We start from the raw sequence: 12,624 nt of genomic DNA, 5'->3' as shown, positions 1-12,624 counted from the left end.
CGGGGTCGGATCCCTTTTCCGTAGGAAAAGGGCTCTGACCCCATGTTCCCGGTGTTCCGGTTCGGGGTCAGAGCCGTTTTCCTCTGGAAAACGGATCCGACCCCATACGCTTTTGCCGCATAATCAGCACATGACCGACGACCGTATCATCGGCGCCGGCGCCACCCGCGAGGATGACGCCGCCGACGCCAGCATCCGCCCCAGGCGCTTGGCCGACTACCTCGGCCAGGCCCCGGTGCGCGAGCAGCTGGAGATCTACATCGAAGCGGCCAAGGCCCGTGGCGACGCGCTCGACCATGTGCTGATCTTCGGGCCGCCCGGCCTGGGCAAGACCACGCTCAGCCACGTCATCGCCAACGAGCTGGGCGTGGCCCTGCGGGTGACCTCCGGCCCGGTGATCGAGAAGGCCGGCGACCTCGCTGCACTGCTGACCAACCTGCAGCCGCACGACGTGCTGTTCGTGGACGAGATCCACCGCCTGTCGCCGGTGGTCGAGGAAGTGCTGTACCCGGCGATGGAAGACTTCCAGATCGACATCATGATCGGCGAGGGCCCCGCCGCCCGTTCGATCAAGATCGACCTGCCGCCGTTCACCCTGATTGGTGCCACCACCCGCGCCGGCCTGCTGACTGCGCCGCTGCGCGACCGCTTCGGCATCGTCCAGCGCCTGGAGTTCTACAGCGTCGAGGAGCTGACCCGGATCGTGCGCCGTTCGGCCACCATCCTCGGCATCGACTGCACCGCCGATGGCGCCGGCGAGATCGCGCGGCGCGCGCGCGGCACCCCGCGTATCGCCAATCGCCTGCTGCGCCGCGTGCGCGACTACGCGCAGGTGAAGGCCGGCGGCCACATCGACGAGGCCGTGGCACAGGCCGCGATGAAGATGCTCAAGGTCGATCCGGAGGGCTTCGACGAGCTCGACCGGCGCCTGCTCAAGACCCTGGTCGACTACTTCGACGGCGGCCCGGTCGGCATCGAATCGCTGGCCGCGGCGCTGTCCGAAGAGCGTGGCACGCTGGAAGACGTGGTCGAGCCGTACCTGATCCAGCAGGGCTTCCTGGTGCGTACCGCGCGCGGCCGCATGGCCACCCACAAGGCTTACCGGCACATGGGCCTGAAGCCGAAGAACCCGCCGCAGGACCTGTTCGCGGAGGTTCCCGATGTCGGTTGAGCCCCGATTCAGTTGGCCGACACGCATTTACTGGGAAGATACCGACGCAGGTGGGGTGGTCTACCACGCCCGCTACGTGGCCTTCATGGAACGGGCCCGGACCGAATGGATGCGTGCGCTCGGCTACGGCCAGGAGCGCATGCGCGCCGAGCACGGGATGGTCTTCGCGGTGCGCTCGATGCAGATGGATTTCATCAGGCCGGCACGGCTGGATGACACCCTGCAGGTGACTGCCCGCCTGGTCCAGCTGAAGAAGGCCAGCATGGTCTTCGACCAGCAGATCCTGCGCGACGGCGAGCTGCTGCTGTCCGCGCAGGTCCGCATCGCCGCACTGGAAGCGGCCAGTTTCCGCCCGCGTGGCATGGACGATGCCGTCCTTGCCGTGCTGCAACCCCACCTCCACCCCGAATCCGAACATTGAGGAACAACGGATGATCGCAACGCTCCTGGCCCTGCAGGCCACGGTCACCGAGGCACTGCCGGCCGACGTCAGCAACGCCGCGACACAGACCCTTGCCCAGGCCACCACCGGCGGCGGCATCAACTACCTCGAACTGATGGCCAAGGCCAGCCTGCCGGTGAAGATCATCGTGCTGCTGCTGCTGGTCGGCTCGTTCGTCAGCTGGGTGATCATTTTCCGCAAGGCCCGCGTGTTCAAGCAGGCCACCCGCGAAGCCGACGAGTTCGAGAACCGCTTCTGGTCCGGCGCCGACCTGGGCAAGCTGTACAGCGCAGCCACCGACCGCAGCCGCAGCGTGACCGGCCTGGAAGCCATCTTCGAAGCCGGCTTCCGCGAGTACACCCGCCTGCGCGACAAGCGCCGGCTGGATGGCCGTGCGCAGCTTGAAGGCGCGCAGCGCGCCATGCGCACCACCTACACCCGTGAAGTGGACCAGCTCGAGCGCAACCTGGAGCTGCTGGCCAACATCGGCTCGACTGCCCCGTACGTGGGCCTGGTCGGTACCGTGTTCGGCATCATGGTGACCATGCACGACATGATCAGCAGCGGTGCGCAGGCCGGTATCGCCGCCGTCGCGCCGGGCATCTCCGAGGCACTGTTCGCCACCGCCATCGGCCTGTTCGTGGCGATCCCGGCGGTGTGGGCCTACAACCGCTTCACCACCCGCGTGGAGCGCATGTCGGTGCGGTTCGAGACCTTCGCCGAAGAGTTCAGCTCCATCCTGCAGCGCCAGAGCGCTGGCGACGAGTAAGCGCCTGACCCGGGAGTCCAAGCCATGTCCGCTGCCATCGGTCGCCGCAAGCGCCGCAAGCTGAAATCGGAAATCAACGTCGTTCCCTACATCGACGTCATGCTGGTGCTGCTGATCATCTTCATGGTCACCGCACCGCTGCTCACCCTGAGCTTCGACGTCGACCTGCCGCAGTCCAACGCCAAGGCGCTGGAGAGCAAGCAGAACCCGGTGATCGTCTCGGTGCGCCAGGACGGCCAGCTCAGCCTGAAGCTGCCCGACGCCAAGGAGCCGGCCGCCGTGTCGGCCGAGGAACTGGAAGGCCGCCTGGCCGGCATCGCCGCCCAGGACAAGGGCGTGCGCGTGATCGTCGCCGCCGACCGCGCCGTGGCCTATGAGAAGGTCATTGCCGCGATGGACGTGATCAAGCGCGCCAAGGTAGACAAGGTAGGCCTGGCCACCGATGCACGCTGACGCCCTGCCACCCCCGCATCAGCGCGAACCCGGCTGGGGTCTGCCCCTGGCGCTGGCTTTGCTGGTGCACCTGCTGGTCGCGCTGGTCTTCATCGTGGCCTGGCTGTGGTCGCCCCAGCGCAACACCGATGCCGCCGCTGGCGACCCCTCGGTCGAGGCCAGCCTGGCGCTGTCCGCCTCCGAGGCGTCCGCCGCACGCCAGGCGCTGCGCCAGTCAGAGAAGCTGGAGGACCTGCCGCCGCCGGTCGCCGAGCCGATCCCGGTGCCGGAAGACACCATTCCGCCGCCGCAGCCGATTCCCGAGCCGCGCCCGCAGGACGCGCCCACGCCCCAGCAGCAACAGGCGCAGGAGCGTGTTGCGCAGCCGGACACCAAGGACCAGGAAGCGGTGAGCGCACTGGCCATCTCGCAGGAGAAGGCCAAGCAGGAACAGGAAGCCAAGCGCCGCCAGGAGCAGATCGACCTGACCGAACGCAAGCGCCAGGAAGAAGCGGAGCAGAAGCTGCGCCTGGCCAAACAGCAGGAAGCGGACGAGAAGAAGAAGCAGGCCGAGCAGGAGCGCGTCGCGGCTGACAAGGCCGAGGCCGAGAAGCAGAAGAAGATCGCCGAGATCCGTGCCCGCCGCGAGCAGGCCGAGAAGGAAGCCAAGCTGGCCGAGCGGAAGCTGCGCGAGGTCGCCGCCGCGCGCAATGCTGCCGGCAGTGCCGCTGCGGGCTCCAGCGGCGCTTCCCAGCCGGCGGCCGGTGGTGGTGGCAACAGCGACGATCTTTCAGCCAAGTACGCCGCAGCGATCCAGGCCAAGGTGCTGTCGCAGTGGGTGCGCCCGGATACGGTGCCGCTGGGCCAGCGTTGCCAGATCACCATCACCCAGATTCCGGGCGGCACGGTGATGCAGGCCAAGGTCAGCCCGAACTGCCCCTATGACGAGGCCGGCAAGCGTTCGATCGAGGCCGCGGTGCTCAATGCGCAGCCACTGCCGTACCGCGGCTTCGAGTCGGTGTTCGCGCGTACGCTCAACTTCACCTTTACCGCCCAGGATCGCTGAGGCGGGCAGGGCAGGGGTGGCCTCGGGCCACTTCTGCCCACGGATGTCGCGCTTGCCTCTGGCGTGCTCGGTTTCGGCCGGGCAGGCTGCAGGCTGCTGTCGAACACCGCCCCGAGGGGCGGCGTGACCGGGGCAGGCAGGTGCGATGTTAGCCACGACGTTAACGGTGCGTGAGAGGACGGGCTGGAACTGACCCGGAATTCACGTACCCTTGGTTCATGATTGCGAAGCGGTTCACTCCCGCTTTGTTATCCCTCGTTCCGGTTTCCCCCTATTGAGCGCTCCATGAAAAAGATGCCTCGCTGGCTTGCCGTGTTTGCGGCCCTGTTGCTGCCCTTTGCTGCCGTCGCGCAGCAGAAGGGGCTGGATATCGACATCATCGGCGGCAATGCCTCCGCCCTGCCGATCACCATCGTGCCGATGCCCTACCAGGGTTCGTCGGCCGCTCCGCAGACCGACGTCGCCGGCGTGGTCCGCGCCGACCTGGAGCGTTCGGGCCAGTTCCGCACGCTGCCGGAAGCGCAGATCGTCGAGAAGCCCTTGCGTGGCGGTGACATCCAGTTCGCCACCTGGCGCGCGCTGAAGCAGAACTACATCGTGGTCGGCCGCGTGCTCGATGCCGGTGCCGGTGCCTACCGCGTCGAGTACGAACTGTTCGACGTGCCCAAGGGCGAGCGCCTGCTGGGCCTGGCGATGACCGCCCGTGGCAACGCCATGCGCGACGTCGCCCACCAGATGGCCGACGCCATCTACGAGAAGATCACCGGCGTGCGCGGCGCCTTCTGGACCCGCATCGCCTACGTGACCGCCAGCGGCAAGGGCGATGCCATGCGCTATGCGCTGATGGTGGCCGACTCCGACGGCTACAACCCGCAGACCATCGTGCGTTCGGCCGAGCCGCTGCTGTCGCCGTCGTGGAGCCCGGATGGCAGCAAGCTGGCCTACGTCAGCTTCGAGCGTGGCAATTCGGCGATCTACATCCAGAACATCGGCACCGGTGCGCGCGAACTGGTCACCAGCTTCCGCGGCATCAACAGCGCCCCGGCGTTCTCACCCGATGGCCGCAAGCTGGCCCTGACCCTGTCGCGTTCGGGCAACCCGGAAATCTACGTGATGGACCTGGGCAGCAAGCAGCTGACCCAGCTGACCAACCACTTCGCCATCGACACCGAGCCGACCTGGGCGCCGGATGGCAGCGCGGTGTACTTCACCTCCGACCGCGGCGGCCGCCCGCAGGTCTACAAGGTCGGCGCCGGTGGCGGCAGTGCCGAGCGCGTGACCTTCCAGGGCAACTACAATGCCAAGCCCTCGGTGTCCTACGACGGCAAGAAGATCGCCGTTGCGCAGGGCTCGGGCAACAGCTACAAGATCGCGATGATGGACAGCTCGCTGGGTTCGCCCCGCTGGAGCACGCTGTCCCCGGGTTCGCTGGATGAATCTCCGAGCTTTGCGCCCAACGCAAGCATGGTGTTGTACGCCGCCCGCGAGGGTGGCCGTGGTGTGCTGTACGCCGTTTCCGCCGATGCGCGCGTGCGCCAGCGGTTGGTTCTGGCTGACGGAGATGTGCGCGAACCGGCATGGTCCCCATACCGTACCCAGCGCTAAAAGAGTGTTAATATTTTCGCTGTCTTGAACCCCTCATCGGCCTAGGAGCCACAAAGGTATCGCCATGAACAAGTCCACCCGCGTTCTGCTTGTTTCCCTGCTGTCTGTGGCCGTCCTGGCCGGTTGCTCGAAGAAGGTGAAGGAAGAGCCGGCAACCCCGGTCGACACCGGCACCTCCACCACCACCCCGACCGGTCCGTCGACCTCCGGCCTGTACGGCCCGGGCGACCTGGACACCGACGCTTGCCTGCGCCAGCGCGTTGTCTACTTCGACCTGGACAAGGAAGACGTGAAGCCGGAATTCCAGGCCATCATGGCTTGCCACGCCAAGTACCTGCGTGACCGTCCGTCCTCGCGCATCACCCTGCAGGGCCACACCGACGAACGCGGTTCGCGCGCGTACAACCAGGCCCTGGGTGAGCGTCGTGGCAACGGCGTCAACTCGGCCCTGCAGGCCAACGGTGGCTCGGCTTCGCAGCTGACCGTCGTGTCCTACGGTGAAGAGCGTCCGGTCTGCACCGAGTCGAACGAGTCCTGCTGGTCGCAGAACCGTCGCGTCGAAATCGTCTACACCGCGCAGTAATCCATGCGCATTGGCATCAAACTGATGCTGGTCGTTGCGGCAGCCCTCGTGGCTGCCGCACCGGCGCATGCACAGCGACAGAGCCTGGCCGACCGTGTCGGCGCGCTCGAGCAGCAGATGTACAACAACAGCGCCAACCAGGACCTGTTGAACCAGATCAATCAGCTGCGGCAGCAGGTCACCAGCCTGCAGGCCTCGATCGAGCAGTTGCAGCACGACAACGCCCAGCTCAAGCAGTCCGCCCAGGACCAGTACCTGGATCTGGACAGCCGCCTGAACCGGTTGGAAGGGGGCAATGCCGCCCCGGCCCTGCCGCCCGTTCCGGCGAGCGCGCCGAAGGCCGCACCGGCCCCGGCAAAACCCGCAGCGGCGGCCACTTCCGAGCGGCCGCCTTCCGTCCACGGTGATGCCGGCAGTCTTGCCGCCACCGGCGACGAGCGCACCTCCTACAACGTCGCCTTCGATTCGCTGAAGGCCGGCAAGTACGATGATTCGGCGCAGTTGTTCCTGAGCTTCCTGCAGCTGTACCCGAACGGCGTCTACGCGCCGAACGCGCTGTACTGGCTGGGCGAGAGCTACTACGCCACCCGCAACTTTCCGATGGCCGAGACCCAGTTCCGCGAACTGCTCTCGCGCTATCCGACCCACGACAAGGCCGCCGGCGGCCTGCTCAAGGTCGGCCTCTCGCAGTATGGCGAGGGCAAGGTCGACCAGGCCCAGCAGACGCTGGAGGCCGTCGTGGCGCAGTACCCCGGCTCGGACGCCGCGCGCACCGCGCAGGACCGTCTGCAGTCCATCCGCCTCGGCAAGCAGATCCGCTGACCCGGCGTACAATAGGTGCCCTGTAGAGCCGAGCCCACGCTCGGCTGCTTTCGTTTCCGGTTCGGCAAACCCGCCCGGATCCGGCAGCGCCGGGCCCTGTCTGCCCGGTTGTTTTCGTAGAGCCGAGCCATGCTCGGCTGCGTTCGTTACCGGCCACGGTAGCCCACCCGCCACGTGTCCCACCAAGAAGTACCCGCCATGACCGCCGTTACTCCGTCCAGCGCCGCCGCCACGCCCAGTGAGATCGTGCAGTCGCCCCTGCCACGCCTGAGGATCACCGAGATCTTCACCTCGCTGCAGGGCGAAGCCGATACCGCCGGCTGGCCAACCGTGTTCGTGCGCCTGACCGGCTGCCCGCTGCGTTGCCAGTACTGCGACACCGCCTATGCCTTCCACGGCGGCACCTGGTGGGATATCGACGACATCGTGGCCGAGGTGCTGGCCCAGGGCGTGCGCCACGTGTGCGTGACCGGTGGCGAGCCGTTGGCGCAGAAGCGCTGCCTGGTGCTGTTGGAAAAGCTGTGCGATGCCGGCATGGACGTCTCGCTGGAAACTTCCGGTGCGCTGGACGTCAGCGCGGTGGACCCGCGGGTGTCGCGCGTCGTCGACATCAAGACGCCGGGTTCGGCCGAAGCCGCACGCAACCGCCTGGAAAACCTGCCGCTGCTGACCGCCCGCGATCAGATCAAGTTCGTCATCTGCAACCGCGAGGACTACGACTGGGCCAAGGCGATGGTCGCCGGGCACGGCCTGGTGCAGCGCTGCACCGTGTTCTTCTCGCCCAGCAAGGGCGAGATCACCGCGCGGCAGCTGGCCGACTGGATTGTCGAAGACCGGCTGCCGGTGCGCTTCCAGATGCAGTTGCATAAAATCCTGTGGAACGACGAGCCGGGCCGATGAGCCGGCGCAGCGTCCCCTGATGTAACTCCGGCGCGGGACAGCGTGCTGGCTTTCCCCTCCCAACCGGATGTTTTTCCCATGAAGAAGGCAGTCGTGCTTCTCTCCGGCGGCATGGATTCAGCCGCCGTCATCGCCATGGCCCAGGAACAGGGCTTCGCCGTGCATGCCCTGAGCGTGCGCTATGGCCAGCGCCATACCTCCGAACTGGACGCTGCCGCCCGCGTGGCCAAGGCCCAGGGCGTGGTCGCGCACAAGACCGTGGACGTGGACCTGCGCAGCATCGGCGGCTCGGCACTGACCGACGACATCGACGTGCCGGAGGCCGGCGGTGCCGGCATTCCGGTCACCTATGTGCCGGCGCGCAACACCATCATGCTGTCGCTGGCCCTGGGCTGGGCCGAAGTGCTTGGCGCCAACGACATCTTCTGCGGCGTCAACGCCGTGGATTACTCCGGCTACCCGGACTGCCGCCCCGAGTTCGTGGCGGCGTTCCAGGCGCTGGCCAACCTGGCCACCAAGTCGGGCGTGGAAGGTGCGGGCATCAAGGTGCACGCACCGCTGCAGTTCCTCAGCAAGGGCCAGATCGTCAGCGAAGGCGTGCGCCTGGGCGTGGACTTCGGCCTGACCGTGTCCTGCTACAACGCCGACGCTCACGGCGCCGCCTGCGGTCATTGCGATGCCTGCCGCCTGCGCGCGCAGGGCTTTGCCGAGGCCGGCGTGCCCGACCCCACGCTGTACGCCTGACCGCGTCTGGTAGAGCCGGCCGCTGGCCGGCTTCACTGCAGGTGCGAACCGCCCCTTCTTGGTGGGTGCAAGCCGCCCCCTCTCGGTGGGTGCGCCCGCCCCCCTCTCGGTGGGTGCGAACCGTTGGTTCGCACTCCTTGACCTAGCGGGCCTGCAACCATCCCGATGCCTCGATGAAGCCGCGCACCGCGTCCGGATCGGCGTAGTCCAGTTCGATCATCCGCGCGATGGCGGCCCCCTCGTCGGTCTGTTGGCGCATGTACTCCTGCGCGATGCGGTATCCGGCGTAGTAGCCCAGATCACTCACCCCGAACGGATTGCGCGCGCTGTTGTACAGCCAGTTGTCCAGGCTGTCACCGTGCATCTCGGCAAGGAAGCGCGTGCGGATTTGTGCCTCGTGCGCGGGCCCATAGGCGTACAGCGGCAGTGCCGGACGGCGACCGCTGATGCGCTCTGCCACGTATTCGGCTACGCCTTCGCGTACTGCGTACTGGGCCAGGCTGCCAGTGGTCTCGCGCTGCTGGGTATGCACGTACTCGTGCAGGTTGTTCTGCGCGTTGTTCGCACCGGGGCGGCTGTCGTAGAAGATCCGCAGGCGGCCGCGCATCGGCTCGGGCAGCTCGCTTACGTCCACGCGCTCATCGCCCAGCGCCATCTCCGCCCCGATCAACACCTTGTCGCCCAACGTGGTGCCGCCGGTACGCAGCACGCCCATCGCGTAGGTGATGGTGGCCGGACGCAGTGCAGGGTAGAGCGCGCGGAACGCGTCCAGGTCCCGGTCCAGCGTGGCGCTGGCCTGCTGCGCGTTCGCAGTCAACGGCCGTACCGAAGTCCAGAAGCGTGGCCATGACTGCATGGCCTCGGCGTATTCGCGGGCCGTGTAGTTGCGGACCTGCGTCAGTGCATGCAGTCCGGGGCTGCCGGGATCGATGTAGCGTTGCTGGACCAGCACCACGCGGCGTTCGGCATCAGGCTCGGCGCGCACCGCGTCATAGGTGGCCCAAAAGCGGGCGATGTCGTCAGTGACGACCTGGGACGGCGAGGCCACTGCTGTGCAGGGCAACAGCAGGATGGCGATCAGATAGCTGGAAAAGCGCATCCGTGGCTCCGGGTGTTGAACATGGATGGGATGCGTGGAAGGCCCGGAAGGTTTAAGCGGGCTGACCCGACCGGGTAGTGCCGGCCGCTGGCCGGCACACGCACCAACCCTGTACTTCGCGCGACCCGGCAAAGTAGGGTAGAATGCGGACCCCGCCGAAAGGCCGGGCGATGCATCGGGCCGTTAGCTCAGTCGGTAGAGCAGAAGACTTTTAATCTTTTGGTCGAAGGTTCGAATCCTTCACGGCCCACCATTGCATTGACGATCAAGGCGCCCAAGGGGCGCCTTTTTTGTTGCTTCCTTCAAAGCACTTCCGCAATGGGGGAAGTGCCGCTGCAACGATGCGGTGTTGCAGGTGCCATCGACTCCCCGGCGCCCGCTGGCAGCGGGTGCGGGGAGGCGGCGCTCCGCGCACCCGCTTCCGTCGCTGCTGCCCCCACGTCACTCACCTTAAAAAAAATTACCTTTAAGGTAACAATAATGGTAATTTCAGGTAATTGATCTCATCAGAACCGGCCGTTTCCGGCCGGCCAGGGACGCTGTCAGCCGTAATGCGCGCGCAACAGCCCGGCGTCGTGGAAGGAAATGCCCTCGCGGATGCACTCCTCCGCGCGCTCCATGTCCTTGTGCAACTGGATCAGTGCGTCGTCGGCGAGCTGCTCGATGTTGACCACACCGCAACATGCCTGATCGATCACATGCTGCATGGGTTCGCCCCAGCGTCGGCGTACGTTGCGGATCATGCGGCAATGCCACTCGCGCATGATCGCGTCCATGCGCCTCTCCCCGCGGACCACATGTGCGTCTCCCGCCACCACCCGCAATGCCGGCGCCGGGGTGCGCTCGCCGCGCAGTTCCTGGGTCCTAGCGGCCAACCGCTGTGCGAGCTCCTCGAGTCGCGTGTGAGTCATCCCTTGCCTCCCTGATCCGTCTTGCCAGAAGCTTCGTCAGGTCGAGCACATTGTCCGGTGCAGAGGGCTGACCGAACTCGTCCACGACCATGAATGCGGTCTCCAGCAGCACGGGATCGTAGATCCATTCCGGTGGATCGCCGACCAGCTCCAGGTAGTGCGAAAGCACCTTGACCGCAGCGCTCATTTTCTCGAAATCCAGTCCCGTAGATTGAGACTGAAGCGACACGTCCCCGTCCTGATCGACGCGATCCAGCGTTCCATGTGGAAGCTGCATCACTGATTCAAGATCGCGCGCAAGCCGATGGCCGATGCTCTTCGGGTTGCTCTCGGAAATCCACTGGCTGACCTGGGGCTGGGCCCAGCGGGTGCCACCGTACAGGCGGGCCCACTCGGCCGGGCCGCCGGCGGCGGCCACGCGGAGGCGCATGTTGAGGGTGCGAGCGGTACTGGCGTCCATCTGTAGATGGTGCGCTGCATTACCAATCCAGCAAATGACCAAAACGGTATTGACTACCCATTACCGTAGCAGTAATGTGTGGCCCATGAACCTCATCGACTACGCCATCTCCCAAGGGGGCTACGGCACCCCCAGCTGTCCCGTCATGCGCCGCCTGGCCCACCAGACCGGTTGCGCGCTGCGGACCCTCTACATGATCGCCCGCGGCCACAAGCTGCCCGGCGCGCGCCTGTGCCGGCGCATCGAGCTGGCCACTGCGGGCGCCGTGCGCCGCGAATCCCTGCGCCCGGATGTGTTCGGTCCGGCCCCGTCGCCCGTCAAAGGAGAAGCCACCCATGCAGCTTGATACGTTCGGTGAGTATGTCCGCAGCCGCCTGGAGCACTGGGGCGGCGAATATGCGCTGCATCGCGACTGCGAATACCTCGGCTTCCAGTCGCGCAACCTGCTGGCGGTGCTGATCGAGCATCGTGGTGACATGCCGGGGCGGGCCCAGGGCTACAAGCCTCTGGAAACCGATCAGCTGGCGCAGCAGATCGAAGACATCATCACGGCGGTCGCGCGTGACAACGTGGCGATGGCCTGTGCGCTGCGCGGCTACTACTGCGGGCGTGGCCGACGCAAGGTCGAACGATTCGAAACGGCGAATCTGCTGCTGGCCAACAGCGGGCAGCGGCCGGTATCCAACCGGCATTACCTCAACCTGGTCGAACTTGGCTTCCAGCGCGTACGTGGCTGGATGGAGGGCATCGCCCAGGCCGCATGAGCGGCGGAACCGATCTTCCGCCCGCCTCCCGACCGGAACAACCCTCGTGCCGAGCCGGCAGCGGGGCGGGCACCTCTTCGGGCCACGTCGATGCGACGCGGCCTGCATTCCCTCCAGGACCCATCATGAAAGAAGAAATCATCAGCACGGCCGGCGCGGCGGCCATCAAGTCGGCGCCGCCGGTTACCGTCGCCGGTGCGCTTGCAGCCGGCATCACCCTGGACCGCCTGGTCGTGGTCCTCACCATCATCTACCTGGCGGCGCAGATTGCCTATCTGGGCTGGCGCTGGCTGCGCGAATGGCGCCGCAGGGAGCGCGAATGAGCCGGCCCGGCAGTACATTGCAGGTACGCAGCCTGGTCGCCGCGCTTGCGCTGAGTGCTGCGGGCCTGATCGCCATCGTTGACCGCGAGGGATACACCGACGCCGCAGTGGTGCCCACGCGCAATGACCGACCCACCTATGGCTTCGGCTCGACCGTTCGCGAGGATGGCACGCCGGTGAGGCTGGGCGACCGTACCACGCCGGTACGCGCGCTGCATGCCGTGCAGGCTCATCTGGCCAGGGAGGAAGGGCAGTTCCGCGCGTCGCTGCCCGGTGTGGCGCTCAGCCAGGGCGAGTACGACGTCTATGTCGATTTCCTCTACCAGTACGGCATCGGCAACTGGCGCGCGTCGTCGATGCGCCGGCATCTGCTGCAGGGTGAGTATCACCAGGCCTGCGATGCCTTGCTGCTATGGAGGCGGGCAGGGGGCTACGACTGTTCAACCCGCATCGACGGCCGCCCCAACACCGTGTGCTGGGGAGTGTGGGAGCGCCAGCAGCAGCGCCATGCGCGTTGCCTGGCGGAGCAGTGA

Annotated in this window: 17 protein-coding genes and 1 tRNA gene; 15 read left to right on the top strand and 3 right to left on the bottom strand. The window is 66.6% G+C overall.

Annotated elements, in window-relative coordinates; translation table 11 throughout:
- The first annotated feature begins 130 nt into the window (after nt 1–130).
- The 10 genes from ruvB (at nt 131) to queC (ending at nt 8,534) form a co-directional block, all read left to right on the top strand.
- A complete protein-coding gene (gene ruvB / locus VG566_RS11110; protein ID WP_014648161.1) occupies nt 131–1,171 on the top strand; it encodes a Holliday junction branch migration DNA helicase RuvB in 1,041 nt (346 codons plus the stop codon).
- Nucleotides 1,161–1,592: a tol-pal system-associated acyl-CoA thioesterase gene (gene ybgC, locus VG566_RS11105; RefSeq protein ID WP_014648160.1), complete on the top strand. Its 432-nt coding sequence runs from the start codon at nt 1,161–1,163 to the stop codon at nt 1,590–1,592. Before ruvB ends, ybgC begins: the two co-directional genes overlap by 11 nt.
- Before the next feature lie 10 nt (nt 1,593–1,602).
- Nucleotides 1,603–2,382: a protein TolQ gene (gene tolQ / locus VG566_RS11100; RefSeq protein ID WP_005410752.1), complete on the top strand. Its 780-nt coding sequence runs from the start codon at nt 1,603–1,605 to the stop codon at nt 2,380–2,382.
- A gap of 24 nt (nt 2,383–2,406) precedes the next feature.
- A complete protein-coding gene (gene tolR / locus VG566_RS11095; protein ID WP_241884281.1) occupies nt 2,407–2,835 on the top strand; it encodes a protein TolR in 429 nt (142 codons plus the stop codon).
- A complete protein-coding gene (gene tolA / locus VG566_RS11090; RefSeq protein ID WP_014648159.1) occupies nt 2,825–3,880 on the top strand; it encodes a cell envelope integrity protein TolA in 1,056 nt (351 codons plus the stop codon). The genes tolR and tolA overlap by 11 nt, the downstream gene beginning before the upstream one ends.
- A gap of 285 nt (nt 3,881–4,165) precedes the next feature.
- Complete coding sequence (gene tolB, locus VG566_RS11085) at nt 4,166–5,485, top strand: Tol-Pal system beta propeller repeat protein TolB (RefSeq protein WP_100450490.1); 1,320 nt, start codon at nt 4,166–4,168, stop codon at nt 5,483–5,485.
- A gap of 64 nt (nt 5,486–5,549) precedes the next feature.
- Complete coding sequence (pal, locus tag VG566_RS11080; protein ID WP_014648158.1) at nt 5,550–6,068, top strand: peptidoglycan-associated lipoprotein Pal; 519 nt, start codon at nt 5,550–5,552, stop codon at nt 6,066–6,068.
- Between the two features lie 3 nt (nt 6,069–6,071).
- Entirely contained in the window at nt 6,072–6,890 is an 819-nt protein-coding gene (ybgF, locus tag VG566_RS11075; protein WP_049406165.1) for a tol-pal system protein YbgF, read from the top strand.
- A gap of 198 nt (nt 6,891–7,088) precedes the next feature.
- Complete coding sequence (gene queE, locus VG566_RS11070) at nt 7,089–7,790, top strand: 7-carboxy-7-deazaguanine synthase QueE (protein WP_241884282.1); 702 nt, start codon at nt 7,089–7,091, stop codon at nt 7,788–7,790.
- A 78-nt stretch (nt 7,791–7,868) separates the two neighbouring features.
- Complete coding sequence (gene queC, locus VG566_RS11065; RefSeq protein WP_032958954.1) at nt 7,869–8,534, top strand: 7-cyano-7-deazaguanine synthase QueC; 666 nt, start codon at nt 7,869–7,871, stop codon at nt 8,532–8,534.
- Between the two features lie 142 nt (nt 8,535–8,676).
- Here the strand turns inward: queC and VG566_RS11060 are convergent, their stop codons facing one another.
- Nucleotides 8,677–9,633, bottom strand: a complete 957-nt coding sequence (locus VG566_RS11060) for a DUF2268 domain-containing putative Zn-dependent protease (protein ID WP_049406164.1) — start codon at nt 9,631–9,633, stop codon at nt 8,677–8,679.
- Nucleotides 9,634–9,810: 177 nt separating this feature from the next.
- Between VG566_RS11060 and VG566_RS11055 the strand changes: the two genes are divergently transcribed.
- Nucleotides 9,811–9,886, top strand: a tRNA-Lys gene (locus VG566_RS11055).
- Nucleotides 9,887–10,175: 289 nt separating this feature from the next.
- Here VG566_RS11055 and VG566_RS11050 read toward each other — a convergent pair.
- Together VG566_RS11050 and VG566_RS11045 are read right to left on the bottom strand one after the other, a co-directional pair.
- Nucleotides 10,176–10,409 (bottom strand): hypothetical protein, encoded by a 234-nt coding sequence (locus VG566_RS11050; protein ID WP_032958956.1) that lies wholly within the window; start codon nt 10,407–10,409, stop codon nt 10,176–10,178.
- An 88-nt stretch (nt 10,410–10,497) separates the two neighbouring features.
- A complete protein-coding gene (locus VG566_RS11045; RefSeq protein ID WP_032958957.1) occupies nt 10,498–11,004 on the bottom strand; it encodes a hypothetical protein in 507 nt (168 codons plus the stop codon).
- An 85-nt stretch (nt 11,005–11,089) separates the two neighbouring features.
- Between VG566_RS11045 and VG566_RS11040 the strand changes: the two genes are divergently transcribed.
- From VG566_RS11040 to VG566_RS11025, 4 genes are all read left to right on the top strand, one after another.
- Nucleotides 11,090–11,350: a YdaS family helix-turn-helix protein gene (locus VG566_RS11040; RefSeq protein WP_032958958.1), complete on the top strand. Its 261-nt coding sequence runs from the start codon at nt 11,090–11,092 to the stop codon at nt 11,348–11,350.
- On the top strand, nt 11,340–11,768 hold the full coding sequence (locus VG566_RS11035) for a hypothetical protein (protein WP_014038211.1): 429 nt from the start codon (nt 11,340–11,342) through the stop codon (nt 11,766–11,768). The genes VG566_RS11040 and VG566_RS11035 overlap by 11 nt, the downstream gene beginning before the upstream one ends.
- 125 nt (nt 11,769–11,893) lie before the next feature.
- Entirely contained in the window at nt 11,894–12,091 is a 198-nt protein-coding gene (locus VG566_RS11030) for a hypothetical protein (RefSeq protein WP_014038210.1), read from the top strand.
- Entirely contained in the window at nt 12,088–12,624 is a 537-nt protein-coding gene (locus VG566_RS11025; RefSeq protein WP_049406161.1) for a glycoside hydrolase family protein, read from the top strand. Before VG566_RS11030 ends, VG566_RS11025 begins: the two co-directional genes overlap by 4 nt.

The organism is Stenotrophomonas sp. CASM114, from assembly GCF_049384325.1.
GTDB lineage: Bacteria > Pseudomonadota > Gammaproteobacteria > Xanthomonadales > Xanthomonadaceae > Stenotrophomonas > Stenotrophomonas muris.
This window is presented reverse-complemented; position numbering and strand designations above follow the sequence as displayed.

Coding starts and splice junctions, on each gene's coding strand:
- ruvB (WP_014648161.1), top strand. CDS start 131: ATGACCGACGACCGTATCATCGGCGCCGGCGCCACCCGCGAGGATGAC.
- ybgC (WP_014648160.1), top strand. CDS start 1,161: ATGTCGGTTGAGCCCCGATTCAGTTGGCCGACACGCATTTACTGGGAA.
- tolQ (WP_005410752.1), top strand. CDS start 1,603: ATGATCGCAACGCTCCTGGCCCTGCAGGCCACGGTCACCGAGGCACTG.
- tolR (WP_241884281.1), top strand. CDS start 2,407: ATGTCCGCTGCCATCGGTCGCCGCAAGCGCCGCAAGCTGAAATCGGAA.
- tolA (WP_014648159.1), top strand. CDS start 2,825: ATGCACGCTGACGCCCTGCCACCCCCGCATCAGCGCGAACCCGGCTGG.
- tolB (WP_100450490.1), top strand. CDS start 4,166: ATGAAAAAGATGCCTCGCTGGCTTGCCGTGTTTGCGGCCCTGTTGCTG.
- pal (WP_014648158.1), top strand. CDS start 5,550: ATGAACAAGTCCACCCGCGTTCTGCTTGTTTCCCTGCTGTCTGTGGCC.
- ybgF (WP_049406165.1), top strand. CDS start 6,072: ATGCGCATTGGCATCAAACTGATGCTGGTCGTTGCGGCAGCCCTCGTG.
- queE (WP_241884282.1), top strand. CDS start 7,089: ATGACCGCCGTTACTCCGTCCAGCGCCGCCGCCACGCCCAGTGAGATC.
- queC (WP_032958954.1), top strand. CDS start 7,869: ATGAAGAAGGCAGTCGTGCTTCTCTCCGGCGGCATGGATTCAGCCGCC.
- VG566_RS11060 (WP_049406164.1), bottom strand. CDS start 9,633: ATGCGCTTTTCCAGCTATCTGATCGCCATCCTGCTGTTGCCCTGCACA.
- VG566_RS11050 (WP_032958956.1), bottom strand. CDS start 10,409: ATGGACGCGATCATGCGCGAGTGGCATTGCCGCATGATCCGCAACGTA.
- VG566_RS11045 (WP_032958957.1), bottom strand. CDS start 11,004: ATGGACGCCAGTACCGCTCGCACCCTCAACATGCGCCTCCGCGTGGCC.
- VG566_RS11040 (WP_032958958.1), top strand. CDS start 11,090: ATGAACCTCATCGACTACGCCATCTCCCAAGGGGGCTACGGCACCCCC.
- VG566_RS11035 (WP_014038211.1), top strand. CDS start 11,340: ATGCAGCTTGATACGTTCGGTGAGTATGTCCGCAGCCGCCTGGAGCAC.
- VG566_RS11030 (WP_014038210.1), top strand. CDS start 11,894: ATGAAAGAAGAAATCATCAGCACGGCCGGCGCGGCGGCCATCAAGTCG.
- VG566_RS11025 (WP_049406161.1), top strand. CDS start 12,088: ATGAGCCGGCCCGGCAGTACATTGCAGGTACGCAGCCTGGTCGCCGCG.